This is a genomic window from Xenophilus sp. Marseille-Q4582, from assembly GCF_916700565.1.
Lineage (GTDB): Bacteria > Pseudomonadota > Gammaproteobacteria > Burkholderiales > Burkholderiaceae_C > Xenophilus.
The window spans coordinates 624,174-650,660 of the sequence record NZ_CAKAKO010000002.1; the positions used below are offsets into that span (position 1 = coordinate 624,174).

At 73.6% G+C, this 26,487-nt stretch carries 14 protein-coding genes; 10 read left to right on the forward strand and 4 right to left on the reverse strand.

What is annotated here, in order from left to right; genetic code table 11:
* Positions 1 to 3: 3 nt before the first annotated feature.
* From LG388_RS08125 to LG388_RS08135, 3 genes are read left to right on the forward strand one after another with little or no spacing between them, the layout of a single operon-like run.
* The gene (locus tag LG388_RS08125; protein WP_225782353.1) at positions 4 to 2,082 is read left to right on the forward strand and encodes a CHAT domain-containing protein; all 2,079 of its coding nucleotides are present in this window, start codon (positions 4 to 6) and stop codon (positions 2,080 to 2,082) included.
* Positions 2,079 to 3,824, forward strand: coding sequence for a ShlB/FhaC/HecB family hemolysin secretion/activation protein (locus LG388_RS08130; protein WP_225782354.1), 1,746 nt, complete (start codon positions 2,079 to 2,081; stop codon positions 3,822 to 3,824). Before LG388_RS08125 ends, LG388_RS08130 begins: the two co-directional genes overlap by 4 nt.
* 39 nt (positions 3,825 to 3,863) lie before the next feature.
* Positions 3,864 to 9,338, forward strand: coding sequence for a filamentous hemagglutinin N-terminal domain-containing protein (locus tag LG388_RS08135; RefSeq protein WP_225782355.1), 5,475 nt, complete (start codon positions 3,864 to 3,866; stop codon positions 9,336 to 9,338).
* Positions 9,339 to 9,431: 93 nt separating this feature from the next.
* Here the strand turns inward: LG388_RS08135 and LG388_RS08140 are convergent, their stop codons facing one another.
* From LG388_RS08140 to LG388_RS08155, 4 genes are all read right to left on the reverse strand, one after another.
* Positions 9,432 to 9,788: a hypothetical protein gene (locus LG388_RS08140; protein ID WP_225782356.1), complete on the reverse strand. Its 357-nt coding sequence runs from the start codon at positions 9,786 to 9,788 to the stop codon at positions 9,432 to 9,434.
* Between the two features lie 34 nt (positions 9,789 to 9,822).
* Positions 9,823 to 11,829 (reverse strand): hybrid sensor histidine kinase/response regulator, encoded by a 2,007-nt coding sequence (locus tag LG388_RS08145; RefSeq protein WP_225782357.1) that lies wholly within the window; start codon positions 11,827 to 11,829, stop codon positions 9,823 to 9,825.
* Between the two features lie 5 nt (positions 11,830 to 11,834).
* On the reverse strand, positions 11,835 to 12,815 hold the full coding sequence (locus LG388_RS08150) for an ABC transporter substrate binding protein (protein ID WP_225782358.1): 981 nt from the start codon (positions 12,813 to 12,815) through the stop codon (positions 11,835 to 11,837).
* Positions 12,816 to 13,001: 186 nt separating this feature from the next.
* On the reverse strand, positions 13,002 to 14,966 hold the full coding sequence (locus LG388_RS08155; protein ID WP_225782359.1) for a hybrid sensor histidine kinase/response regulator: 1,965 nt from the start codon (positions 14,964 to 14,966) through the stop codon (positions 13,002 to 13,004).
* A gap of 109 nt (positions 14,967 to 15,075) precedes the next feature.
* Here LG388_RS08155 and phnD point away from each other — a divergent pair, with 109 nt between their 5' ends.
* The 7 genes from phnD (at position 15,076) to LG388_RS08190 (ending at position 26,430) form a co-directional block, all read left to right on the forward strand.
* Positions 15,076 to 16,137 carry a phosphate/phosphite/phosphonate ABC transporter substrate-binding protein gene (gene phnD / locus LG388_RS08160; RefSeq protein ID WP_225782360.1) on the forward strand — a complete coding sequence of 354 codons (1,062 nt, stop codon included), beginning with the start codon at positions 15,076 to 15,078 and terminating at the stop codon, positions 16,135 to 16,137.
* Positions 16,134 to 17,192: a phosphate/phosphite/phosphonate ABC transporter substrate-binding protein gene (locus LG388_RS08165; protein WP_225782361.1), complete on the forward strand. Its 1,059-nt coding sequence runs from the start codon at positions 16,134 to 16,136 to the stop codon at positions 17,190 to 17,192. The genes phnD and LG388_RS08165 overlap by 4 nt, the downstream gene beginning before the upstream one ends.
* Positions 17,193 to 17,579: 387 nt before the next feature.
* A complete protein-coding gene (gene tssK, locus LG388_RS08170) occupies positions 17,580 to 18,920 on the forward strand; it encodes a type VI secretion system baseplate subunit TssK (protein ID WP_225782362.1) in 1,341 nt (446 codons plus the stop codon).
* Positions 18,917 to 20,281 carry a DotU family type VI secretion system protein gene (locus LG388_RS08175; protein WP_225782363.1) on the forward strand — a complete coding sequence of 455 codons (1,365 nt, stop codon included), beginning with the start codon at positions 18,917 to 18,919 and terminating at the stop codon, positions 20,279 to 20,281. The genes tssK and LG388_RS08175 overlap by 4 nt, the downstream gene beginning before the upstream one ends.
* Positions 20,278 to 23,892 (forward strand): type VI secretion system membrane subunit TssM, encoded by a 3,615-nt coding sequence (tssM, locus tag LG388_RS08180; protein ID WP_225782364.1) that lies wholly within the window; start codon positions 20,278 to 20,280, stop codon positions 23,890 to 23,892. Before LG388_RS08175 ends, tssM begins: the two co-directional genes overlap by 4 nt.
* On the forward strand, positions 23,889 to 24,545 hold the full coding sequence (tagF, locus tag LG388_RS08185; RefSeq protein ID WP_225782365.1) for a type VI secretion system-associated protein TagF: 657 nt from the start codon (positions 23,889 to 23,891) through the stop codon (positions 24,543 to 24,545). The genes tssM and tagF overlap by 4 nt, the downstream gene beginning before the upstream one ends.
* Positions 24,546 to 24,558: 13 nt before the next feature.
* Positions 24,559 to 26,430 (forward strand): serine/threonine-protein kinase, encoded by a 1,872-nt coding sequence (locus LG388_RS08190; RefSeq protein ID WP_225782366.1) that lies wholly within the window; start codon positions 24,559 to 24,561, stop codon positions 26,428 to 26,430.
* Positions 26,431 to 26,487 lie beyond the last annotated feature (57 nt).

Here is a 26,487-nt window from a genome sequence, read left to right on the forward strand (position 1 = left end):
TGGGTGGCGGCCGCCCTCTGGTGCGCCTGCACGGCCGCCGGCGCCCAGCCTGCGGCGCCCGACGCCGAGGCGGTGGCCACGCGCGCGGCGGCCGCGCGGCTGGCCGACAGCGACACGCTGCTGGCCCTCACCAGCGAGGGCGCCATCCTCTACGCGCAGGACGCGGTCAAGCTCAGCGGCTACCAGTACTGCAGCCAGGCCGTGGCGCTGGCCGAGAAGGGCGAGTTCCGCCAGAGCGTGCGCGCGGCCAGCAAGGCGCTGCACCTGGCCCACAGCACCAGCGACCCCAACCTGCTCGCGCTGGCCAACCGCGACCTGGCCATCGTCTTCAGCTATGCCGGCCAGATGGAAAAGGCCGAGCAGTTCGCGCGCGAGGCGCTGCGCCACGAAGCGCGCGACCCCAGGCTCGTCGTCGGCCCGGCGCACAAGGTCATCGGCGACGTGCAGGTGCGCCGCGGCGACGCGGCCGGCGCCGTGGCCAGCTACGAGACCGCGCTGGCCAACAGCTCGCCGCGCTACGCGCCGCTGGTGCAGGCCTCGCTGGTGCGCGCCCTCATCGACCAGGGCGACACCGCCCGCGCCCGCGCGCTGCTCGACAGCCTGCCCACGCCGCGCGAGGCCGCGCTGGCGGCGCAGATCGACCGCACGCGCGCGCGCCTGCTGCTGGCCGAAGCCAGGCCGGCCGAGGCGCTGCAGCTGTTCAGCGCCCTCACCGAACGGCGCGTGGACACCGAGACCGAGTACTACCGCCTGTGGGCCTGGGACGGTGTCTCGCGCAGCCAGCTGGCGCTGGGCAACCGGACCGAGGCCGCCGCGGCCATGCAGCGCGCGCTGGACGGCTTCGACAAGGTGCGGGCGCGCTTTCGCAGCGAGGAATTCAAGATGGGCGTGTTCTCGGACCTGCAGGCGGTCTTCGAACGCGCGGTGGACCTGTACAGCGACATGGGCGACGCGCGCCGGGCGCTGGAGGTGAGCGAGCGCAGCCGCGCACGCGCCCTGCTCGACGCGGTGCGCGGCCGCGCCAGCGTCCCCGAAACGGCGGCGCAGACGGCCGACCTGGCCCAGCTGCAGCGCCTGCTGCGCCCCGACGAGCGTGTGGTGCAGTTCCACTCATTGCCGCAGCAGCTGCGCGTGTGGGTCGTGGGCCCCGACAGCATCGAAGCCCGCACGCTGCCCATCCAGCGCGATGAACTGGTGAACCTGGTGGACACCTTCCGCAACTCGGTGGTACGCGGGCGGCGCACGGCCGTCACCAATGCCGAGCGCATGGGCGAAGGCCTGCTGGGCCCGCTGGGCCTGAAGGCCGGGCAGCGGCTGATCTTCGTGCCGCACGGCGCGCTGCACTACCTGCCCTTCCAGGCCCTGCGCCTGAATGGCAGGTACCTGATCGAGGACCACCCGGTGGCCGTGGCGCCGTCGATGAGCCTGGCCGTGCAGCTGGCCCAGCGCTCACCCCAGGTCCCGCCCGCACTCACGGCCTTCGGCAATCCGCTGATCGAAGCCAAGTACGACCTGCCGGGCTCGGAGGCCGAGGTCAAGCGCCTGGCCCAGCTCTTCCCGAGCAACAGCGTGTTCATGGGCGCGCAGGCTACCAAGACCCAGTTCCGCGAAGTGGCGAGTGCCGCGCCCATCGTGCACGTGGCCGCGCATGCCGAGGCCGACGAGATCGACCCGTTGTACTCGCGCATCCTGCTGGCCAACGAGGGCGGCCGGCAGAACTTCCTCGAGGCGCACGAGATCCTGGAGCTGCCCATGCAGCGCACGGCCCTGGTGACGCTGTCGGCCTGCGAATCGGGGCTGGGCCGCATCGCGCAGGGCGACGAGGTGCTGGGCTTCACGCGCTCCTTCCTCACGGCCGGCAGTTCGGCGCTGATCGCCTCGCTGTGGCCGGTGTCCGACGATGCGACCGAGGTGCTGATGACCACCCTGTACGGCGAGCTGGCGAAAGGCCGCGACCTGCAAAGCGCCATGCGCACGGGGCAGCTGGCGGTGCTCAGGGAGCCGAAGCTCGCGCATCCCTTTTTCTGGGCGCCGTTCAACCTGATCGGCAACTGGCGGCTGACGGTGGGAGCGGGCGCATGAACACGAACACCCTGACCCCGCAGCGCCCGGTGCGCGCGCACAACGGGATGCGCGCAGTGGCCTGGGCCGCCGGCGCGGTCTGCGCCTGGGGCGCAGTGACGGCGGCGGCCCAGAACGCGCCGCAGACGCTGCCCGCCAGCGGCACGCCGCTGCTGCCGACGGCCGATCCATGCAGCACCTGCGCGGCGCCGCTTGCGCAAACGGCCCCGGCCGCGCCCCAGAGCCTGCCCGCCCCCCCCACGCCGGCGGCGAGTTTCCGCCTCAACGACCTGCGACTGAACGGCGCCGAGGCGCTCACGGCGGAGGAGCTGCGCAGCACCACCGCGCCCTACATCGGCCGCGACGTGACGCTGGCGGACCTGGAGGCGCTGGCGCAGGCCATCACGCAGCGCTACCGCGATCGCGGCTACTTCCTTGCGCAGGCCGTGGTGCCCGTGCAGACCGTGCAGGGCGGCGTGGTGGAGATCAGCGTCATCGAGGGCCGCATCGGCAAGGTGGACGTGGTCGTGGCGCCCGAGGCGCCCATCGCCGAGGCACGCGTGCGCGGCTTCCTGGCGTCGGTGGCGGTGGGGGCGGCCGTGAACGCGCCCGCGTACGAGCGGGCCATGCTGCTGCTGTCCGACCAACCCGGCCTGCGCGTGAGCTCCGCGCTCAGCGAGGGCGCGCAGCCGGGCACCACGGACCTGGCCGTCGAGGTCAACCCGGCGCAGCGCTGGCAGTTCAGCGCCGAAGCCGACAACCACGGCACCCAGGAGTCGGGGCGCTGGCGCGTCGGGGGCACGGCGCGGCTCAACAGCCCCTTCGGCATCGGTGACAACCTCGATGTGCGGCTCATGGTGTCGAACGGGCAGGGCCTGAAGTTCGGCCGCGTGTCCTACGAAGCCCCGCTGGGCACCAGCGGGTTGCGCGCCGGCGTGGGGGTGGCGCGCGTGAACTACGAACTGGGCGGCGAATTCGCCGAACTCGGGGCGCAAGGCAAGGCCGACGTGTTCGACGTCTCGCTGTCGTACCCGCTGATCCGCCAGCGCCAGCACAACCTGTTCCTGCGCGCGAGCGCGGACAGCAAGCGCTTGACGGACGAATACACCGCGGTCGATTTCGAGTTGAAGAAGCGCGTGCGCGGTGTGGGCCTGGGCTGGACCTGGGAGCGGCGCGACGACCTGCTGGGCGGGGGGTACTGGTCCAGCGCCGGCACCTTCTACCGCGGGCGGCTGAGCATCCAGCAGGCCGACGTGCTGGCCTCCGACCAAGGCTTCGGCGGGCATCGCACGGCCGGCGGCTTTTCCAAACTCACGGCGCAGGTGGCGCGCCTGCAGGCGCTGATGCCGGGCCACACGCTGTACGCGTCACTGGGTGGCCAGTGGGCCAGCAAGAACCTCGACGCCTCCGAGAAGCTGGCCCTGGGCGGTGCGCGCGCCGTGCGGGCCTACCCCTCGGGCGAAGTGCTGGTCGACCAGGGGTGGGTGGGCACGCTGGAGTGGCGCTGGTCGCTCAACGACGAGTTCACGCCCTTCGTCTTCTACGACGCTGCGCGGGGGCGCCCGCTGAAGCAGCCCGGCTGGTTCGACACCGGGCCCCAGAGCCGCAGCCTGCGCGGCGCCGGCATCGGCCTGAACTGGGTGCGCAGCGGCAACTTCGCCATCAACGCCACCCTGGCCTGGCGCCAGGGCACGCCGCCCGCGCTGACCGATGGCGGTGGGCGCAACCCGCGCCTGTACATCCAGGCCCAGAAGAGCTTCTAAGCCGTCACCCGCGTGACGACGCAATGCAGGGACACCGTCATGAACCGCCGATCCGTTTCCGCTTCGAACCGCGCCGCGCACCCTGGGCGGCTGCGGCCGCTGGTGCTGTCCCTGGCCTGCATGGGGGCCGGTCATGCCCTGGCCCAGACGCTGCCGACGGGCCCCACCGTGGTGGGCGGCACCTTCGGGGCGGGCAGTTTCGGCAGCACGCCGCTGGGCAATGGCGGTTCGCGCATGGACATCCAGCAGACCTCGCTGCGCGGCGTGCTCAACTGGAACAGCTTCTCGATCGGGGCGAAGGACCTCGTGAACATCCAGCAGACCCAGGGCGCCGCCAGCGTGCTGCTCAACCGCGTCAACGGCGGGGGCGCGCCGTCGCGCATCGAGGGCACGCTGACGGCGCCGGGGCGGGTCTTCATCGTGAACGCGGCCGGCGTCCTGTTCGGCAACCAGTCGCGCGTCAATGTCGGCGGGCTCGTCGCCTCCACGCTGGATGTGGCCGATGCCCAGGTCATGGACGCGGGCAACCAGAAGTTCGACTTCACCGGCGCCTCGGGCACCACCGCGCGTGTCATGGTCGAGGGCGGCGCGAAGCTCACGGCCGAGGGCGGCACCGTGGCGCTGCTGGGCGGCCTGGTGCGCAACGAGGGCGAGATCCAGGTGGCGCGCGGCACGGCCGGGCTGGTGTCGGCCAGCAAGGTGTCGGTCGACTTCGCGGGCGATGGCCTCACGCGCTTCGTCATTCCCGCCGACGGCATGGCTGGCCTCAACCTGGAGGTCGTGCGGGCGTCGGCCGACCCGCTGGACCAGGACACCGTGGCGCAGGTGATGAATGGCACCACAGGCCAGGTGCTGGCCGATGGCGGGCGCATCGTGCTGATGGGGCGCACCGACCTGGCGCAGCAGGTGGTCAACCAGCGCGGCACGCTGCGCGCGCAGTCGCTCGTCTCGCGCCGCGGCGAGATCCGGCTCGAAGCGCTGGCGCCCGAGGGCGACGCGCCGCGCAACCAGGTGGTGGTGGCCGGCACCCTGGACGCCAGCGCGGCCGAGGCGGGCGTGGCCGGCGGCTCCATCTACACCGGCGCCGACCGGCTGCAGGTGCTGGACAGCGCGCGCATCCGCGCCGACGGCGGCGGTGGCAAGAATGGTTTCAACGGCCACTGGGAGGCCGAGGCCCACAGCGACATGCGCATCGTGGCCGCGGTGGCGCCGGAACACCCCAGCACGCAGCTCGATGCCGGTGTGATCGGCCGCACGCTCGAAAGCGCCACCGACGTGACGCTGCTGCGCCCCGGGACCCTGGGTGTGGACACGTTGGGCGTGACCTTCGAGGAGAACGCCCAGGTGCTCAAGCAGGCCGGCGGCGATGCGGTGCTGCGCGTGCATTCCACCAGCCACATCGACATGGCGCCGGGCGCGCGCATCGCGGCCTCGCAAGGGGCGCTTCAGGTGGAATTCGACACCGACATGCAAGGCCTGGCGCAGGCCCGGCTCGGTGCGCCCGGCGCGCCTGCGGCTGCCATTCGCATGAACGGCGCCTCGATCGATGCCAATGGCGGCGACATCCTGTTCTATGGCCAGGGCCACGTGAACTTCGACACCCGTGGCCATGCCGTGGGCGGCGTGGTCAAGGGGCCGCCGGCGGACGTGGACAACGTGCTGCGCAGCGGCATCTGGCTGGGCGACAGCACACTGAGCACCAAGGGCGACGGGCAGGTCCTGCTGCGCGGTGCGGGCGGCACGGAGGGCGGTACCTACCTGGTCGCCAGCGATGGCGTGCACCTGCAGGGCGCGAGCCGGATCGAGACCCAGCGCGGCGCGATCCAGATCCAGGGCGAGGGTGCGGTGAGCGCCACCGGCGTGCGGCTGCAGGGCGGCGGCGCCGACGTGGGCTACACCCTGCAACTGCAATCGGCCAGCGGGACCATTGACATCGCGGGCACGACGCGCGGCTGGACGGACACCGACGTCTCCGCGCCGCCGCGGGCCGGCCAGGTGAGCGCCGGCGTGATCGCCACCCGGTCCGAGCTGGTGACCGGGGGCCATGTGAGCATTCGCGGCGAAGGGGCGGACCTCAGCGGCCTGCAGAGCGTGCTGCCGGGATGGGCGACCAGCCAGAAGGAGGCGGCCACGGTCGGCGCGTCCTACGGCGCCGTGGTCAGCGGCTCGCGCGTGGAGGCCGGCCCGCAGGGCACGATCGAAGTGCTCGGCACCATGGGCAGCGCCGGCTTCGGCGTCACCGCCGCGGGCACGCCCACGCCCGCGCCGACCACGATCGAGGAGGGCTTGACACCCTTCGGGGTGCTGGTTGGCTCCTCGCGCAGCACCGACGGGCTGCGGGCGCAGGGCGGCAAGATCCACCTGGAGGCCAAGGAGGGCGATGTGCTGGTGGCAGTGGGCAGCGATGCCCGGCCGCTGCTCGACGTGTCCAGCGACAGCGGGGCGGGCGGCGACATCCGGCTGACCGGGACCCAGTTGGTGGCCATCGCCAATGCGGGCGTGGATGCGGGCACGCTGGCGGATGCGCGCGGCCTGGGCCAGGGCGGCAGCATCGAGGTGCGCAGCGTTGCGCAGACACCCGGTACCGGTGCCGTGGCCATCGGCCCGCGCCTGACGCTGGACGCCAGCGCGCAGGCCGGCGCGGCCGGCGACGGCGGCCGCATCGTGGTGCTGGGCGACCGCAGCCTGCGTGCGCACGGCACGCTGCGCGCGCGCGGCGGCGACGCCGGCGGCCAGGGCGGCTTCGTCGAAACCTCGGCCGATGCCTTCGACCTCTCGGGCATCGCGGTGGACGCGGGGGCGGCGTCGGGGGCGGGCGGGCAGTGGCTGGTGGATCCGTACAACGTCATCATCGTCCATGGGTCCGATGCCGGCAGCCTGCCCGCCAACCCGTTCACGGCGCTGGCCAGCTCGACCCTTCAGGACAGTGCCATCAGCGCCGCCCTGAACGCCGGCACGGACGTCACCATCGCCACCACCCAGGCCTCGGGCGGCAGCGAGGCGGGCGACATCCGCATGTTCAGTGGGGTGGAGATCCAGTACAACCAGAACGCCACCGGCACGCGCACCTTCACGCTCGATGCGACCAACAGCGTGCGCGCCGACACCGGCGTGGTGATCGCCGCGGCGGGTGCGGGGCGCGCCCTGAACGTGGTCTTCAACGCCGATGCGGAAGGCGGCGGCCAGGCCACCGGCGGCGGCCAGGTCAGCTACAGCGGCAGCATCTACAGCAACGGCGGCGACGTGCGCATGAACGGCGCCGCGGCCAACAACACCGCCTCGGTGAGCGTGAGCCTCGACGGCCCGGTGATCGACACGCGCCAGGGCAACACGCAGACGCCGCTCCCCTCGGGCGGGCCGTTGCTCAACTCGGGCGGCAGCGATGGGCTGCCGGGCGGGGACCTCGCCATCACGGGACGCACGAACTTCGAGTCGGCCTTCAACTCCTTCGACGGCGTGCGCATCAGCGGCACGCAGATCCGGACCTCGACCGGCGACGTCGACATCCTCGGCACGGCGACCACGGGCAGCGGCGTGATCCTTACCGGAAGCAGCGCCAACGCGGGCGTGCGCACCACCAGCGGCGACATCCGCATCACGGGCGTGGGCGGCTATTCGCCCAGCAGCGGCTATTCGCCCGGGCATGGCGTCGTCCTGGGGGCGGCGGGCAGCGCCCTCGAAGGGCCCGGCCTGGTGTCGGCCGATGGGGACATCCAGGTGCGCGGCGTGAGCCGGATGGCGGACCCCGTGCCGGACGCGCAGCCGGGCGCCGGCCTCCTGCTGGCGGCCGGCACCCGCGTGCGGGCCACCGGGCAAGGGCGCGTGGAGCTGACCGGCGAGACCCGCGGTGCCGCGGCGGGTGTCGAGCTGGCGGCCGCTTCCGGCGCGCTGGCCGCCGCGCGCGTTGAAGGCCAGCGCGACGTGGTGATCCGGGCCGCGAACAACGGGGCCGGCGACGCCTTCGTGACCGGCGCCGGCAGCAGCGTGAGCGCGGCGCGGGTGCTCAACCTGCGGCCCGGCGGGCTGGACGTGGCGGGCGGGCCCGATGCGATGGCCGTCACCGCCGTCAACCGCGTGGGGCAGGGCATCCGCGTGGGCGGGGTTGATGCCACGGGGCTGTCGATCTCCTCGGCGGACCTGGGCCGGCTGAATGCGCCCACGCTGGTCATCGGCGGCAGCACCCATGCGGGGGACATCACCGTGGCGGGGGCCGTCAGCCGCAGCGGTGCGCTGACCCTGCAGAACGACGGCGCCAGCGGCGGGGCCGGCAACATCGCCCTGATGGCGCCCGTGACGGCCGGCACGCTGGGCCTGGTGGCCGGCGGGACGGTGACGCAGACTGCGGCCGGCGCGGTCACGGCGCAGACGCTGCTGGCCAGCGCCAGCCGGGGCTCCGTGCTGCTGGACCAGGCGGCGAACGACGTGAGCGCGGCCACGCTGGGCGGCAGCGCCGCGCAGGACTTCCGCTACCAGGACGTGGATGCGCTTCGCCTGGGCAGCGTGTCGGTGACGGGCTTCAATACCGCGAGCGATCAGCCGCAGGTCATCAGCGCCACCTCCATGCAGGCGCAGACCGTGTTCATCCGCACGCTGGCCGGCGATCTTTCCCTGGCCACCGACGTGAGCAGCAGCGCCGGGGCCGACCTGGTCGCGGGCAGCCGCTTCCAGAACCAGGGCGCCTATCGCATCACGGGCGGGCGCTGGCGCGTCTGGGCCGACACCTGGGTCGGCGAAAGCCGCGGGGGCATGGCCGGCACGGGCACCTTGCCCAACCTCTACAACTGCCGCTATGCCGGCGCATGCGGCGTCACTGTCTCGGGCAGCGACAGCCAGTTCATCTATGCGCAGCAGCCCGTGGCGACGGTTTCGATCGCGCCTGCCGAGCGCGCGGTGGGCGAAGCCAATCCTGCGTTCAGCTACACGCTCACCGGGCTGATCCTGGGCGACACGGGGGCGGGGATCTCGGGCGTGGTCTCGACTCCGGCGAACGCGGGCAGCCCGGCAGGCAGTTATCCGATCACTGGCACTTTCACGTCTGCCGAGGGCTATGCGGTCAATGTTGTGCCGGGGACACTTGCCGTGGTGGACGTACGGCCGCCACCACCACCGCCGCCACCGCCACCACCACCACCACCACCACCGCCACCACCGCCACCGCCACCGCCACCGCCACCGCCACCGCCACCGCCACCGCCACCGCCACCGCCACCGCCACCGCCACCGCCACCACCGCCACCGCCACCGCTGCCGCTGCCACCTCGGGGGGGCATTGACGCGCAGGTGCTCCAGCGTGTGGCCCAGCAATTCGACCTGTTGCGCGACCTGCCCAACACCTACACCTTCGACCGCAACATCAATGCGGTGCCTGTCTGCCTGGCCACGGACCGGCTGGCCGGCGACCGGGTGCTGCCGGGCGAGGACACGCTGTCGCGCGAATGGGTCAAGGTGCGCTCGCGGCCCAACCTCACGCAGTGCATCGACACCGGGCGCGAAGACGGGTGCGGCGACTTCTGAACGCGGCCCCCGCCCGGGGGATGTGAGGCCGCAGGCGCGCCCACAGGTGCCGCGTGCGCCCCGCGTGCGCCGGGAACCCGCCGTGCCTGCCGCTCAGCCCGGGTGCCGCGCCAGCAGCGCACGCGGCAGATCGCCTTGCCAAGTCTGCAGACCCTGGTGGGCCAGGCGTGAGCGCGTGTCCACGTGCACCTTGCCGCCCAGGGCCTGCCAGCGGCGGCAGAAGGCGCCGCCCTCGCTGAGGTCGCGGCCGGTCTCGCGCTCCAGCCGGTTGCGCGCCCGCGGGATCAGGCTGTCGCCGTCCAGAAAGCGCGTCTGCAGCGCCATGCCGCGGTTCCAGGCCTCGTTGACGAAGGCCAGCAGGCTGCGTACGTACAGGCTGCTCAGCGCGCCGGAATGCGTGGGCGTGGCCACGAAGGGACAGATCTGCCGCAGGGCGTGGGTGTCGAGCATGGCGAAGGTTCCGGATGGGCAGGCCGGCTGGGCATCAGGCGCTCGCCGCCCCGGCGGGCGGAGCGCAGCGCGTCGCCAGCAGCGCCCGCAGCCGCGCCGGCGCGACCGGCTTGGTGAGCAGCAGCACGCCCTGCTGCCGCAGGCGCTGCAGGGCTTCGGCGTGGGTGGCGCCGGAGATTACGATGAACAGCGCCTGGGGCTGCATCTCCCGGGCGGCGGCCAGGACGGCCAGGCCGCCGCGGGAAGCGTCGGCGGGGTCGGCGCCGCCCGCGTGCGCCAGTTGCAGGTCGCACAGCACGACGTCCAGCGCGGCGCCGGGCGCCGACAGGTGGGCGCGCGCCTCGTCGAAGGTGGCGCCCACCCGTACCGTGCAGCCCCACTGCTGCAGCAGCGCCCGCGTGCCTTCGAGGATCACGGGGTCGTCGTCCACGACCAGGCAGTGCAGGCCGGCCACCGAGGCGGGGGGCGCCGCCGCGGCTTCGGCCGGTGCCGCGGCGGCCGGCGGGGCCGCCTCGCCCGCGCGCGGCAGCTGGATCGAGAAGGTGCTGCCGTGTGCCAGTGCCGAGCGCAGCGCGATGCGCGTGCCCAGCAGGGCCGCGATGCGCGCGCAGATGGCCAGGCCCAGGCCGAAGCCCTGCCGGCGGTCGCGCTCGGTGTTGCTGACCTGGTAGAACTCTTCGAAGATGCGGCTCTGGTGGATGGGGGCGATGCCCACGCCGTTGTCGCGCACCTCGACGCGCACGCCGCCGGCGCGCGCGCGGGCCACCACCATCACGGTGCCGTCCAGGGGCACGTGGCGAATGGCGTTGTTCACCAGGTTGCCCAGCACGCGCTGCAGCAGCGCGGCATCGCTGCGCACGCTCAGCCCGCGGTGCTGCCAGACCAGGCGCACGCCGCCCTGCGCCGCCTGTGCGGCGTGCTGCGCGGCCAGCGCGTCGAACACGTCGGCCAGCCGCACGTCGGCGAGCGCGGGGGTCAGCACTTGCGCATCCAGGCGCGAGATCTCCAGCAGGTCGTCGAGCAGCAGGCTCATGAAGGCCGTGCTTTCCTGCAGGCGCTGCATGGCCGGCCGCTGTGACGCGCTGGCGCCGGCCATGAGGCCGTCGATGAACAGCCCCATGGCATGCAGCGGCTGGCGCAGGTCGTGGCTGGCTGCGGCCAGGAAGCGGGCGCGGGACAGCGAGGCCTGCTCGGCCTCGGTCATGCGCATCAGGGCTACGGCGGTGGCTTCGCGCACGCGCGCTTCGCTGATCTGCTGGTGCTGTTGCAGGTGCTCCGCCAGACGGTTCACGTCCTGCGCGAGGGTGGCCAGTTCGTGGGGGGCGCGGCCGGCCGGGGCATCGGCGGCCACGCCGCAGCGGGCGCCGAAATGGCCCGCCTGCAGCGCCGCCACCGTGCGCGAGATGCGGCCCAGCGGGCGCGAGATGCGGCGCGCCATGTGCCGCGCGGCCAGCCAAGCCACGAGCAGGGCCAGCAGCGCCAGGCCGGCGCTGGTGAGCCAGGTCGTGGCCCGGGCCCGCGACAGCGGCTGTGTGTCGCGGAAGGTCTGCACCAGGCCGATGGGACGCTCGCCGGCCAACGCGCTGCCCGGCGGCGCGAAGGCCGCCTGCGAGGCCTCGCGCAGCAGCACCGGGGCCGAGAAGCTGCGCTGCTGCACGCCCGCCGCCGGGCCCGCGCTCACGTACACGCCGGCGCTGTTGCTGATCTCCACGCGCGTCACCTGGCCGGTGCGCAGGGCCGCCTGGGCCACGCTCTGCAGTGCGGGCACGTCGCCGGCGTACAGGCTCAGGTCCGACAGGGCCGCCACCTGGCGCGCAATGGCCAGGCCTTCCGCCTCGAACAGGCTGTCGAGCGCATCGAGGCGCGCATGGGTGAACCAGCCCGTCAGCAGCAGGGCCAGCAGGGCGCAGGGCAGCACGCCCAGGCGCAGCAGGTCGCGCTGCAGGCCGCCGCGCAGGCGAAGGGGCGCCGGTGGCGGCGCGGGCCCCTCGGGCAAGGGAGAGGCCAGGGCAGGCGCCGGCAGGGAAGGGGCCGCGCTCATGCCGCTCACGAACCCCCTGGCGGCACGGCCAGGCGCTGCGTCAGCGCCTGCTCGCTGGGCAGCCGCAGATCCAGGCTGCGCGCCACGTGCGGGTTGATGCGCACCTGCGCCACGGGCGCCCACTCGAGCAGCGGGGCCGCGGGCCCGCCACGGGCCAGCAGGCGCTCGCCCAGCGCGTGCGCGCGCCGCGCCAGCTGCGCGGGGCTGGAGGTGCTGGCGGCCAGCGCCCCCGAGCGCACGGGGCCTTCCCCGCTGCCGATGACCGGCACGCCGGCCGCCGCTGCGGCACGCAGCACCGCCAGCGTGGCGGCCTGGCTGGTCCCGATGGCGTCGGGCAGCAGCACCAGGACGTCGCTGCGCGGCAGCACTTCGCGCAGCGCGGGGCCGAGGGCCAGCGGGTCCGCGGCGGTGGCCACCTGCAGCGACCAGCCGCGCCCGTCGGCCTCGGCGGCCTGCTGCAGCTCGCGCAGCAGGGTTTCGGAGCCGGCCGTCACCACCAGGCCCAGCCGCCGGCGGCCCGGCAGCAGGGCGTCGACGAGCTTCAGCTGTTCGGCCGGCGCGGTGTCGCGCAGCAGCACGGCCACGCGGGCGGCGGAGCGCGGCGCCGCGGGCAGGGCGTCGTAGTCCTGGCGGGACAGCAGGGCCAGCAGCAGCGGCTCGGCGGGGTCCCGCGCCAGCGCGGCCCGGGCGGCCTCGGCGCCCAGGGCCAGCGTCACGCGCCCGGCGCCGGCGGCCCGCACGCCGCGCGTGCGCACCCCGGCGTTCGCGGCCGGCTCGTCCGGCGTGGCCTGTCCCAGGTCCTGCAGCGCACGCAGGAACTCGGCCTGCGACGGTGCCTGCGCCGCTGGCCCCGGCACCAACTGCCATTCCACCGCCCAGGCCGCGCAGGCGCCCGTCAGCAGCAGCCCCTGCAGGGCAAAGCGCAGCAGCGTGCGTGCAAGGCTTGCAGGCAGCGCCCCGCGCGCCAGGAAGACAGCCAGGGTCATGGACGCACAGCGACGGGCCCGCACCATGTGGGCCCTGCCGGGAATGTACGGAGCGCGCCCGGCGCGCGCGATAAGGCAGAGGGCTTAGCGGCGAAGGCCGGAGGTCGGGGCCGCTGCCCGCGGCTGTGCCGCGCGGTCTATGCCTGATGGCCTAGCGTCCCGGTGTGCCGGCGGCCGGCAGGCCGCTCAGGCGGCAGGCCCCTGTCCCTGCCGGGCGCGCACCTGCGCCAGGATGGCCTGGCGCAGCGCCGTCGGCGACACAGGCTTGTAGAGTACGGCGATGCCCGCGGCGGCCACTTCCCGCAGGCGGTCGGGCTTGGTTTCGCCGGTCACCAGCAGGCGCGCCGTGCCGGCACGGATGCCGCCCGGGTGGCGCTCCAGCGCGGCGAGCACGTCCAGGCCGTTGTCCCCGCCCTGCAGCAGCAGGTCGCTCACCACCACGTCGGGCGGCTGCGGCCAGCGCGCGGCCAGGGCCAGGGCCTCGGCACGGTCCTGGGCCGCCATCACCTCGGCGCCCCAGCTGCCCAGCACCGCCTGCAGGCCTTCGAGGATGGTGCGCTCGTCGTCGATGACCAGGATGCGCAGGCCATCGAGGCGGCCGTCCTCCACCGCCGGCTCGTCCCGCGCGGACGGCACGGCTTGCGCAGGCGGCACCACGCGCGCGCTCACGCGCACGCAGGTGCCGCGCCCCGGGCGCGAGCGCAGCTCGACGCGGGTGTTGAGCAGCGCGGCCAGGCGCTGCACCGTGGCCAGTCCCAGGCCCATGCCGCGCGCCGCGCGGCTGCCGGTGTCCGCGGCGCCCGGGGCCCGCGCCTGCGCGCGGCGGGCTTCGGGGCAGGCGGTCTCGATCTGGTAGAACTCCTCGAACACGCGGCGCTGGTGCTGCGGCGCGATGCCGATGCCGGTGTCCCACACCTCGATCCACACCTGCCGCCCGCGCCGCCGGGCGCCGACCAGCACGCCGCCCTCGGCCGTGTGGCGCAGCGCGTTGGACACCAGGTTGGACAGGATGCGCGAGAGCATCACGTAGTCGCTGCGCACCCACAGGTCGGTCTTGCGCACCACCAGCCGCAGCTCCTGCTGTTCGGCCACCGGGCGGAAGTTGCGGCTGATCTCGTCGAACAGCGGGTCCAGCGCGAACTCGCGCCACTGCGGCTGCAGCACGCCGGCGTCGAGCTGCGACAGGTTGAGCAGTTCCGAGAACAGGCGGTCCAGCGATTCCACGCATTCGCGGATGTGGCCGATGCGCGTGAGCCGCACCGGGTCCGTCTCGCCGTTGGCGAGCCCGTCCGAAAACAGCGTCAGCGCATGCAGCGGCTGGCGCAGGTCATGGCTGGCGGCGGCCAGCAGCCGGGTCTTGGCCTGGCTGGCCACCTCCAGCTGCTGGTTCTTGTGCGCCAGCTCGGCCGTGGCGGCGTCGATGCGGCTTTGCAGCAGACGCTGGCTTTCGGCCAGCGCGCGCGAGGCCTCGTTGAACCCCGCCTGCAGGTGCCGCACCTCGGCGGCGCCCTCCAGGGGCACGTGCACCTCTTCGCCGGCCCCGAGCCGGTCCACGGCCTGGCCCAGGCGATGGATGGGCGCGCTGATGCGCCGCGCGGCCCAGGTGCCCGCCAGCAGCACGCCCAGCAGGCTGGCGCCCAGCACCACCAGCACGTTGAACCAGACGGTCCGGCGGGCATGGCGCACGGCCTCCAGGCTCATTTCCACCATCACCTGGCCCAGCGCCCGGCCCGCCTCGTCCGTCACCGGCACCAGCACCTGCACGCCCTCGGCGCGCTGGCGGTCCACGGTTTCGGCATTGGCGAGGATCTCGCCGTCCTCGGACCACAGCTGCACCTGCTGCACATGCGGCTGGTGGATGCCACTTTGCGCCAGCCGCAGCAGAGCGCGGCGGTCGGTTGCCGCCAGCGGGCTCTGGGCGGCGGTGGCCAGTTGCAGCGCCACGGTGCGCGCATTGGCGCGAACCAGCTCGCTCACGCCGTCCAGGTACTGCCGCGTGAGCACGCCGATGGTGCCCAGCATGGCCAGCACGGCCGGCAGCACGGCCAGCAGCACCAGTTGCTGCGCCAGCGACAGCCCACGCCCCGGGAGAGGGGGCGCGCCGGCGGCCGCCCGGCCCGGCGTCTGCGGCGCTGCAGGAGAGTTGCCCATGAAGAAATCTACGTTCCGGCGAAGGATTTGGTTTCTAATTGTGTTGGCGCGCCCCGGGCCTGACCAGTCGGCCGCTTGGCCATCTTCCTGCGTCATCGTGCTCCGCTCCATGATCCGCCTGCCGTTCCTGTCCCGTCTGCTGCGTGAAGCGCCTTCGCGCCTGCGGCGCCGGCTGGCTGCGGCGGGCGGCCTGCTCCTGCTGGCGCTCGCGGCCGTCCCGGCGGCCGCGCAGACCGCGCCGGCGCCGCTGCGCTTCGGCATTCTGCCCCTGGGCGGCGTCTTCGAATCGCGCAACGACTGGGATCCGCTGCTGGCCGACCTGAGCACGGCCATCGGCCGGCCGGTGGCCGTGCTCTCGGTCACCTCCTACGAAGCGCTGGAGCAGGCCATCCAGCGCGGCGAGGTGGACATGGCCTTCCTGTCGGGCAAGATGGCCCTGGATGCCGTGACCCAGCGCCGCATGCAGGTGCTGGCCCAGGTCACGCGCCATGACGGGCTGCCGGGCTACCGGGCGCTGCTGCTCTCGCGCAAGGGGTCGGGCCTCGATTCGGTGCAGCCGGTGCTGGAGCAGCCCGGGCGCTGGCGGCTGGCGCGCGGCGAGTCGCGCTCGGTGTCGGGCTTCATCGTGCCGCAGCTGCAGCTCTTCCTGCCCAACCGCGTGGCCATGGAAACGGCCTTCCGCGACGAGATCGTGGGCACGCACCAGGCCACGGCGCTCGCGGTGGCCAATGGCGAAGCCGACATCGCCACCAACAACACCGCCGATTTCGAGCGCTTGCGCACCCAGTTCCCGCGCGAGGCCCAGCGCCTGCAGGTGATCTGGCAGTCGGACCTGATCCCGCATGCGCAAGTGGTCATGCGCGGCGACTACCCGCCCGCTTTCCAGGCGCAGGTGCAGAGCTTCCTGGTGGCCTACGCGCGCGGCAAGGGGCCGCAGGCCGACGCCCAGCGCGCCGTGCTCAAGTCGCTGCACGACCTGGCCGGCTTCGTGGCGGCCGACAACCGCTCGCTGGTGCCGGCCGCGCGCTTGGCGCACCAGCTCGCGCTGCGCAATGCCGCGGGCGCGCAGTTCGTCAACGACGCGGCCCGCCAGGCCCGCCTGGCGCGCATCGAAGCGCAGTTCGCCGAGCAACTGCAGGTGCTGGAGACGCCGGCCGGCGCCCGGCCATGACCCCCGGCGCGGCCCCGTCGTCATCGGCCGGCGGCCGCCGCCGGCTGCTGCTGCTGCTGGGGCTGCTGGCGGGCTGGGCGCCGGCCCGGGTGGGCGCCCAGCCCGAATGGGTGCCGCGCCGCCGGGCGGCGAGCGAAACCGCCTTCGTGCGCTTCGCGGCCCTGCCCGTGGGTGGTGCGGTGGAATGGCGCCGGCACTGGGACACGCTGCTGGCCGCCCTGGGTGCCCGCGTGCAGCGGCCCGTCAGCAGCGTGTCGGTGGCCGGCGAGGAGGCCCTCGCGCGCGCCATCGCCCGCGACCAGGTCGACGTGGCTTTCCTGGGCGGCCGGCTGGCGCTGGACGCCGTGAGCGAGCGCCGCCTGCGGGTGGTCGCGCAGATGGCGTGCGAACCGGCCGAGGCGCCGCAGGCGCTGCTGCTCACGCGCCGGGCGCCGGGCCTGCCGTCCGAGCTGGACGCGCTGCTGAGCCAGGCCGCGCGCTGGCGCCTGGCGCGCGGCGAGGAACGCTCGCTGTCCGGCTTCGTGGTGCCCCAGGCGCAGCTGCTGCTGCCGCGCGGCCTGCCGATGGAGACGGCTTTCCGCGACGAGCGCGTGGGCAGCCCCCAGGAGACCCTGCTGGCGCTGGCCAACGGCGACGTCGACCTGGCCACCGCCGACAGCCTGCATTTCGCCAGCTTCGCCCAGCAGTTTCCGCTGGAGGCCGCGCGCCTGCGCGTGGTCTGGCGCTCCGCACCCATCCCGGCGCCCCTGCTGCTGGTGCGCGAGGAGGCGACCAAGGCCTGGAAGGCCCAGGTGCGCGACTTCTTCGTGCGCGTGGGCGAACCGGCCGCGCCGCCGGAATGGCGCGCGGCCCTGAACGCGCTGCAGATGCCGCGCGGCTTTCGTGCCGCGGACAACCGCGCGCTGCTGCCGGTCGCGCAGCTGGTGCTGGAGCTGGGGCGCCAGCGCGCGGCGGCGGCGCAGTGGGTCAGCGAAGCCGCGCGCGAGGCGCGCCTGCACAAGCTGGCGCAGGCCCATGCGCGCCAGGTCACGCTGCTGCAGAGCCTTGAGCCTTGAGCCTTGAGCCTTGAGCCTTGAGCCTTGAGCCTTGAGCCTTGAGCCTTGAGCCTTGAGCCTTGAGCCTTGAGCCTTGCACGTTGCACGTTGCACGTTGCACGTTGCACGTTGCACGTTGCACGTTGCACGTGCGCGCCTGAGCCGCCCGGGTACTAGTCCCTTCGGGGTGTCTGCGCCGGCTGCCTAGGCCGTCCGTCGGATTTGCCGGCCCATCCCCGGGCCGGACACTGCACCGGACGCTGCAAAGTGCCGGGGCCGCGCGCGCGTCGCACGTGCGCCGCCCCGGCTGCGGCCCCTGTTCCTGAACGGGCGGTCGCCGGCGTCGCCCGGGTCCGGGTCCGCATGGGGCGGGCCCGCCCGGAGAACGAACGGACGGAGCGCGCGCGGATGAGTTGGCGAAGCAAAGTGGTGTGGAGCGAGGGCATGCTGCTGCAGCCCCAGCATCTGCAGCAGGCCGAGCGCCATGCCGACCACGCGCGCCAGGTGCTGCTGCGCGGCACGGTGCCGCATGGCTGGGGTTTTGCCGAGCTCGAGATCGACGCCGCCGCGCTGTCGCTGGGCAAGTTCGCCCTCGTGCGCGCGGTGGGGGTGTTCGCGGACGGCACCGTGTTCGACATGCCGGCCGTGGACCCGCTGCCCGAGCCGCTGGAGGTCCCGCCCGGCCTGCGCGACGAGGATCTGCTGCTCGCGCTGCCGCTGCGCCGCGCCGGCGCGCGCGAGGCCGATGCCGAGGACTACGACGAACTGGTGCGCCACCGCGTGCTGGAGTCCGAGGTGCCCGATTCCAACACCGCCGGCGAACGCACGGCGACGCTGCAGCTGGGCGCGCTGCACACGCGGCTGCTGCGCGCCACGGAAAGGACCGACGCCTGGACCACGCTGCGCGTGGCGCGCGTGCAGGAGCGCCGCACCGACAACCAGGTGCAGCTGCACCGCGGCCTGATCCCGCCGCTGCTGCAGGTTGCGGCCAGCGCCAACGTGCGCGGCTGGGTCGACGAGCTGCTGGGCCTGCTGCGCCAGCGCGGCGAAGCGCTGGCCGGCCGCCTCACGCAGGGCGGCACCGGCGGCGTGGCCGAGATCGCCGACTTCCTGCTGCTGCAGACCGTGAACCGGCACGAGCCCGTGCTGGCGCACTTCGCGCGCCTGGCGGGCGAGACGGCGCTGCATCCCCGGCACTTCTACGAACAGGCGCTGCAGCTGGCCGGCGACCTGGGCACCTTCCGCGAAAGCCGGCGCGCCGCGCGCTTCCCGGCCTATGCGCACGACGAGCTGGAAGCCACTTTCAAGCCGCTGATGGACGACCTGCGCCGCAGCCTGTCGATGGTGCTGGAGCAGTCGGCCATCCGCATCGAACTGCACGACCGCAAGCATGGCGTGCGCGTGGCGCTGATCTCCGACGTGGAACTGCAGCGCAACGCCACCTTCGTGCTGGCGGTGCAGTCGAACATGCCCGGCGAGGCGCTGCGCGCGCGCTTTCCCACGCAGGTCAAGATCGGCCCGGTCGAGCGCATCCGCGACCTGGTCAACCTGCAATTGCCCGGCGTCACGCTCACGCCCATGCCGGTGGCGCCGCGGCAGATTCCGTACCACGCGGGCGCCAACTACTTCGAGCTGGAAACGCGCGGCAGCGACCTGTGGCGCCAGCTCGAACAGTCGGGCGGCCTGGCCATGCACATCGCCGGGGAGTTTCCCGGCCTCGACCTCGCTTTCTGGGCCGTCCGATCATGAGCACCCCGGATCCCTTCGCGGCCTTCGAGTCCGAGCGCACGGTCATCAAGCCCAAGCCGCGCACGCCGGGCGGGGCGCCGCCGCCGCCTTCGATGCCTCAGGCTGCGCCTTCGGGCGAGGTGCTGCCGGTGGAGCTGGGCAGCCTGGGCCTGCTGAACCCGCTGGTGTCGGCGGCGGCCGGGCTGCTGGTGCTCACGGCCAAGCTGCGCCACCAGGTGCAGCCCTCCAACATCGCGACGCTGCGCGCCTCCACGGCCGAGGCCGTGCAGCGCTTCGACGCCGAGGCGCGCCGCGCGGGCGCCAGCAACGAGACGGTGCTGGCCGCGCGCTACATCCTGTGCACGGCGCTCGACGAGGCCGTGGCCAACACGCCCTGGGGCGTGCAGGGCGGCTGGAACAAGCAGAGCCTGCTGGTGCAGTTCCACAACGAGACCTGGGGTGGCGAGAAGGTGTTCCAGCTGCTCGCGCGGCTGGCGCAGGACGTGCCCAGGCACCGCGACCTGCTGGAGCTGCTGTACGCCGTGCTGGCGCTGGGTTTCGAGGGCCGCTACCGCGTCATCGACAACGGAAAGGCCCAGCTCGACACGGTGCGCCAGCGCCTGGCTGACCTGATCCGCAAGGACCGCCCGCCGCTGGAGCCGGCGCTGTCGCCGCACTGGCGCGGGCAGGGCGGCGGCGGCGTGGCGCTGCGCGACGCGATTCCGCTGTGGGTGGTCGGGGCCGCGCTGCTGCTGTTGCTGGCGCTGCTGTGGTTCGGCCTGCGGGTGTGGCTGGGCAACCGCTCGGACCTGACCTGGACCCAGCTCGCCGGCCTGCGCATGCCGCAGGTGCAGGTGGCACTGCCGCCCCCGGTGCCGGCGCGCGCGCCGCGTCTGGCGCGCTTCCTGGAGCCCGAGGTCAAGCAAGGCCTGGTCACCGTGACCGACGAGGCCGACCGCAGCACGGTGCGCCTGCGCGGCGATGCCTTCTTCGGTTCCGGCAGCGCCGACCCCATGCCCGCCGCCCTGCCCGTGCTGGCGCGCATCGGCCAGGCGCTGGCCGAGGTGCAGGGCCAGGTGCTGATCACCGGCCATTCCGACAGCCAGCCGATCCGTTCGCTGCGCTTCCCCTCCAACTGGCACCTGTCCACCGCGCGCGCCGAGGCCGTCAAGGCCGCGCTCACACCGCTGGTCGATCCGTCGCGCATGCGCGCCGAAGGCAAGGCCGATGCCGAGCCCGTGGCGCCCAACGACACACCGGCCAACCGCGCGCGCAACCGGCGCGTGGAGGTGGTGCTGCTGGTGCCGCCCGCGTTGCTGGCGCAAGCGGCGCTGCCGGCCGCCCCCGCGCTCGCGCCCGCCCCTCAGGGAGCCGCCCGATGAAAAAGCTCCTGCGCCTCCTCTTCCATCCCGTGCTGCTCACGGGGCTGGCGCTGCTCGTGCTGGGCGTGCTGGTCTGGTGGATCGGCCCGCTCGTCAAGGTGGGCGAACTCATGCCGCTGGCCAGCGAGCTGGCGCGCGCCCTCGTCATCGGCGTGCTCGTGCTGCTGGTGCTGCTGCGCTGGGCGCTGCGCCGCTGGCGGGTGCGGCGCGCCAGCCAGCACCTGACCGACGGGCTCATGAAAGCGCCGGTGGCCGCCGCGCCCGGTGCGCCGGCCGTGAGTGGCGAGCAAAAGGTGCTGGGCGACCGCTTCGCCGAGGCCATCGCCACGCTCAAGAAGATGCGCCTGCACGCGGCCGGCAGGAAGCCCGGCTGGCGCGACTGGCTCTCGCTCTCGGGCGGCAGCTACCTGTACGACCTGCCCTGGTACGTGTTCATCGGCGCGCCGGGTTCGGGCAAGACCACGGCGCTGGTCAACTCGGGCCTGTCCTTCCCGCTGGCCGAGAAGTTCGGGCCCGGCGCCATCCGCGGCGTGGGCGGCACGCGCAACTGCGACTGGTGGTTCACCGACGAGGCAGTGCTGATCGACACCGCGGGCCGCTACACCACGCAGGACAGCCATGCCAGCGAAGACAAGAGCGCCTGGGACGGCTTCCTGGGCCTGTTGAAGAAGGCGCGTCCGCGCCGGCCGCTCAACGGCGTCTTCCTCACCGTGAGCGTGGCGGACCTGCTGAGCCAGGGCACCGAGGCGCGCAGCGCGCTCGCCGCCTCGATCCGCGCGCGGCTGCTGGAGCTGGACGAGCGCCTGACCACGCGGCTGCCAGTCTACGTGCTCGTGACCAAGAGCGACCTGCTCTACGGCTTTACGGACTACTTCGCCGACCTGGGCAAGGAGCAGCGCGCGCAGGTCTTCGGCTTCACCCTGCCGCCCGAGGAAGGCACGCAACTGGCCGAGCATGGGCTGGATGCGCCCTTCCAGCGCGAGTTCGCCCTGTTGCACGGGCGCCTGAACGACGGCCTGGTCGAGCGCATGCAGCAGGAGACCGACGGCACGCGCCGCGCCGCCATCTTCGGCTTCCCGGCGCAGTTCGCGGCCGTCGGCCCGCTGCTGGCCGACCTGCTGGACCAGGTGTTCACGGGCTCGCGCTTCGCGCAGCCGCCCTGGGTGCGCGGCGTGTACTTCACCAGCGGCACGCAGGAAGGCAGCCCCATCGACCGCGTGATGGGCACGCTGGCGCGCAGCTTCGGGCTGGAGCGTGCCATCCTGGCGCCGCAGCAGGGCAGCGGGCGCAGCTACTTCCTCACCACGCTGCTCAAGGAGGTGGTCTTCCCCGAGCAGCGCCTGGCCGGGGCCGACCTGAAGCTGGAGCGCCGGCGCCACCTGCTGCGCGGCGCGGCCGTCGCGGCCCTGGTGCTGCTGACCGTGGGCCTCGCCGCCGCCTGGGGCTGGAGCGCCTGGCAGAACCTGAACTACCTGAAGGCCGTGGAAGCGCGCGTGCCGCCCGCCAGGGAGCAGCTGCAGGCGCTGCCCGCCCAGACGCACAGCCTGGTGCACGTGGCGCCCGTGCTGCAGCAGCTGCGCGAGATCTGGAAGGTGCCCGAGAACCGGCAGGGCGATGCGCCGCTTTCGATGATGCTGGGGCTGTACCAGGGCGACAAGCTGGATTCGGCCGCGCAGATGGCGCACCAGCGCGCGCTCAACGAGGCCTTCCTGCCGCAGCTGGCGCTGCGCATCGAGCAGCAGCTGCGCAGCGCCGGCAAGGACAACCTCGAGTTCAGCTACGAGGCGCTCAAGAGCTACCTCATGATCCACCAGCCCGAGCATTTCGATGCCGAGGCGCTCAAGGCCTGGATCACGCTGGACTGGTCGCGCAGCCTGGACCGCGGCCTGCCGCAGGCGCAGCGCCAGCTGCTGGAAGCGCAGCTGGACGCGCTGATCGCGCAGGGCCCACCGCGCGTGCCGCTCAAGATGGACGAGAACCTGGTGCGCAGCGTGCGCGCGCTGCTGGCCAGCTACCCGCCCGAGCAGCGCATCTTCAGCCGCCTCAAGCGCCAGCGCCTGGGCCGCGACGTGCCGGCCTTCAGCGTGGCCCAGGCCGGCGGCCCGTCCACCCCGCTCGTCTTCGAGCGGCCCAGCGGCAAGCCGCTGACCGAAGGCGTGCCGGGCCTGTTCACCTTCGACGGCTACCACAAGCGCTTCCAGAGCGAGGTGGTGGTGGTCACCGGCCTGCTGGCCGCCGAAGACCCGTGGGTGCTGGGCCAGGAGCGGAGCGCCGCCGACCGCGCGCGCGACGCCGCGGCGCTGGGCCAGCTCACCGACCGCGTGCGCCGCCTCTACCTGGAGGAGTACGTGAAGGTCTGGGAAGGGCTGCTGACCGACGTGCGCCTGGTGCGCGCCGGCGGGCTGGAGAAGAACATCGAGATCGCGCGCATCCTCTCGGGCGCCGATTCGCCGCTGGCCAACTTCCTGCGCGCGGTGGTCAAGGAAACAACGCTGATTCCGCCCGAGACCGACAAGTCCGCCGTCGACCGCGCTGCGCAGACGGTGCGCAGCACGCGCCAGGGCCTGGAGGCGCTGTTCGGCGCCGGGCCCGAGACCGGCGGCGGCCGCGCGCTGCCGCCGGGCAAGCGCATCGAGAGCATCGTGGACGACCGCTTCGAGTCGCTGCGGCGGCTGGTCGTCTCGCCGGTGCCCAATGCGCCGCCGCCGCTGGACGAGGCGCTCAAGCTCTTCAACGAGGTGTACGTCTACCTCACGGCGGTGGACACGGCCGTCAAGAGCCGCAGCTCGCCGCCGCCCGGCGACGTGGCCGGCAAGCTGCGTTCCGACGCGGGCCGCCTGCCCGAGCCCGTGCGCTCGATGGTGGAGGGCCTGTCCAGCACCGGCGCCGCGCAGGCGCGCGTGGCCGAGCGCGGCAACCTGAGCCAGGACCTGCAGCCCGTGGCCGAGTTCTGCCGCCGTGCCATCGCGGGCCGCTACCCCTTCGTGGAAAGCAGCAATCTCGACGTGCTGCCCGAGGACTTCGGCCAGATGTTCGGGCCGGGCGGGCTGATGGACGAGTTCTTCCAGAAGCGCCTGGCGCAGCTGGTGGACACCAGCCGCCGCCCGTGGCGCTACAAGCCGGTGGCCGAGCAGGGCGCCATCTCCACCGCGGCGCTGCGCCAGTTCGAGCGCGCCGACCTGATCAAGCAGGTGTTCTTTCGCAGTGGGGGCCGCGTGCCGGGCCTGCGGCTGGACTTCCGGCCGCTGGAGATGGATGCGGGCATCACACAGTTCTCGCTCGACGTGGACGGCCAGATCGTGAAGTACGCGCACGGCCCCATCGTGCCCATGACCGTGCAGTGGCCCGGCCCGCGCAACACCAACCAGGTACGCCTGAACATCCAGCCGCCCACCTCGGCCGGCACTTCGGGCATGACCACCGACGGCCCCTGGGCGCTGTTCAAGACGCTGGACCGCGGCCAGCTCGCGCCCGGCGACGCGCCCGAGAAGTTCATCATCACCTTCCAGCTCGATCAGCGGCGCACCCGCTTCGAGGTCACGACCAACAGCGTGCGGCATCCGATCCGCATGCCCGAGCTGCGCGAGTTCGCGTGTCCGGAGGGCTTGTGAGCAGCGGCGCATCGTTCAGCGCAACCGGCATGCAGCCGGGCTGGTTCGGCAAGCTGCCGGGCATGGGCGACTTCGCGCATCGCCGGCTGCCCGAGGCCTTCCGCGAGCGCTGGGACCACTGGCTGCAGACCGGCCTGCTGCACCTGCGCCAGCAGCATGCGCAGGACTGGACCGCGCGCTACCTGCAAAGCCCGCTGTGGTTCTTCGTGCTGGCGCCGCAGGTCGCGGGCGCGCGGCCCTGGATCGGCGTGCTCATGCCGTCGGTGGATGGCGTGGGCCGCTACTTCCCCTTCACCATCGCGTGCGAGCTGGCCGATCCGCTTCACACGCTCTCGGGCGCCCGGTGGCTGGACCTGGCGCGCTGGTGGCGGCACGCCGCGCATTGCGCGCTCGCGGCGCTGGAGCAGGACCTGGACGCGGCCGGCGTCGATGCGCTGCTGGGCCACGCGCCCCCGCCCGGGGCGGGCTCGGACGGCGCGGATGCGCCGCCCCCCCTTCGGCCCGACTGGCCCGCGGACGGCCAGTCGCTGTGGCTGACCGACCTGTGCGACGCCCGGGCCGCCCGCCTGCGCACCGCCGGCCTGCCGCGCAGCGCGCGTTTCGAGCGCCTGTTCGGCTTCGACGACACGGCCGATGCGCTGCCGTTGAACTGACCCCTGCTGCCCCGTGACCGACACCTCCCGCCCTTCCTCCGGCGCCGAAGAGCCGACCCGCGTGATGACCGGGCGCGGTCCCGCGAACGTGGCCAGCGGCGCCCCGGGCATGGCCGCGCCGCCGGCGGCGCCGGGCGCGCCGACGCAGGCGGCGGGGCGTGCGCCATCGCCTGCGGGCGACGCCGGCGTGCTGCCGCCGGGCAGCCGCATGGCCGAGTTCGAGATCACGCACCTGATCGGGCAGGGCGGCTTCGGCGCCGTCTACGAGGCCTGGGACCACACGCTCGAGCGCACCGTCGCGATCAAGGAATACCTGCCCACCTCGCTGTCCACGCGCGGGGGCGACGGCACCGTCACGCCGCTGTCGGACAAGCACCGCGAGACCTTCGACCTGGGCATGCGCAGCTTCATCAACGAAGCGCGGCTGCTGGCGCAGTTCGACCACCCCTCGCTGCTCAAGGTCTACCGCTTCTGGGAGGAGAACGGCACCACCTACATGGTCATGCCGCTGTACCGCGGCAAGACGCTGCGCCAGACGCTGGCCGACAGGCCCAACGTGGACGAAGGCTGGCTGCTGCGCATCATGGACGGCGTGACGCAGGCGCTGGCCGTGATGCACAACGCCAACTGCTACCACCGCGACATCGCGCCCGACAACATCCTGCTGCTCGAAGGCTCGGGCAAGCCGGTGGTGCTGGACTTCGGCGCGGCGCGGCGCGTGATCAGCGACAAGACGCAGGCCATCACGGTGATCCTCAAGCCGGGCTACGCGCCGGTCGAGCAGTACGCCGAGATGCCCGACATGTCGCAGGGCGCCTGGACCGACGTCTACGCGCTGGCCGCCGTGATGCACGTGGCCGTGTGCGGCCGGCCGCCGCCGCCGTCGGTGGCGCGCATCATGTCCGACACCTACGTGCCGCTGGCCGGCAACGAGCTGCTGCGCCAGCGCTACAGCCGCAAGCTGCTGGAAGCCATCGACCACGGCCTGGCCGTGCGGCCCGAGCAGCGGCCGCAGTCCATGCTGGCGCTGCGCGCCGAGCTGGGACTGGAAGAAACGACCACCATCGCGCCGCTGCGCGCCGCCGGCCCGCGCACGGTGCCCGGGGCGGGCGGCGCGCGCGCCACCTCCCATGCCGCGGGCGCGGCCAAGCCCCCCGCGGCGGCTGCGGCCGGCCGCGGCAAGGCCCTGGCCGGCGCCGGCGTGCTGGGCGCCGTCCTGCTGGCGGGCGGCCTGGGGTGGTGGATGCAGGGCCGCGCGCCTGCAGAAGCGCCCGCGCCCGCGGTGGCCCAGGCGCCGGTGGCTGCGCCGGCCGATGCGGCGCCCCCCGCGCCCGCGCCGCCCCCGCCGGCGCCCCCGCCGCCGCCCGTGCGCCGCAACGCGCTGCAATCGCTGCAGGCCCTGGGCGAGACGGCCACGCCGGGTTTCCAGGTGCAGGCCCGGCCCGCGCAGGCCGAGGTGGTGGTCGGCAAGGACAAGCTGGCCTTCGAGCTGCGCAGCAACCGCGAAGGCTTCGTGTACGTCTACCTGCTGGCCAGCGGGGGCGAGATGTTCATGCTCTTTCCCAACCTGCTGGACAAGTACAACAAGATCAACGCCAACCAGACGCTGTCGCTGCCGCGCGCCTCTTGGCCCATGAATGCGGGCGGGCCGCCGGGCGTCAACCATTTCGCCGTGGTGGTGAGCCAGCACGAGCGGGACTTCAGCGAAGCCGGCATACAGACCGACGGCGTGTTCCCGCAGTTCCCGCTGCCGGTGCTTTCGGCCCTGGAGGCCGCGCAGGCCGGCAAGGGCCCGACGCCCCTGCTGGGCAAGCCCCAGTGCCCGCAGGGTAGCGGCTGCACGGACGTGTTCGGCGTGGCCGATTTCAAAATCGTCGAGCGGTGATCGTCTGTGAATGACATGCACCTGCGCGCGCATCGTCCACCCCGCCACGCCCCGGCG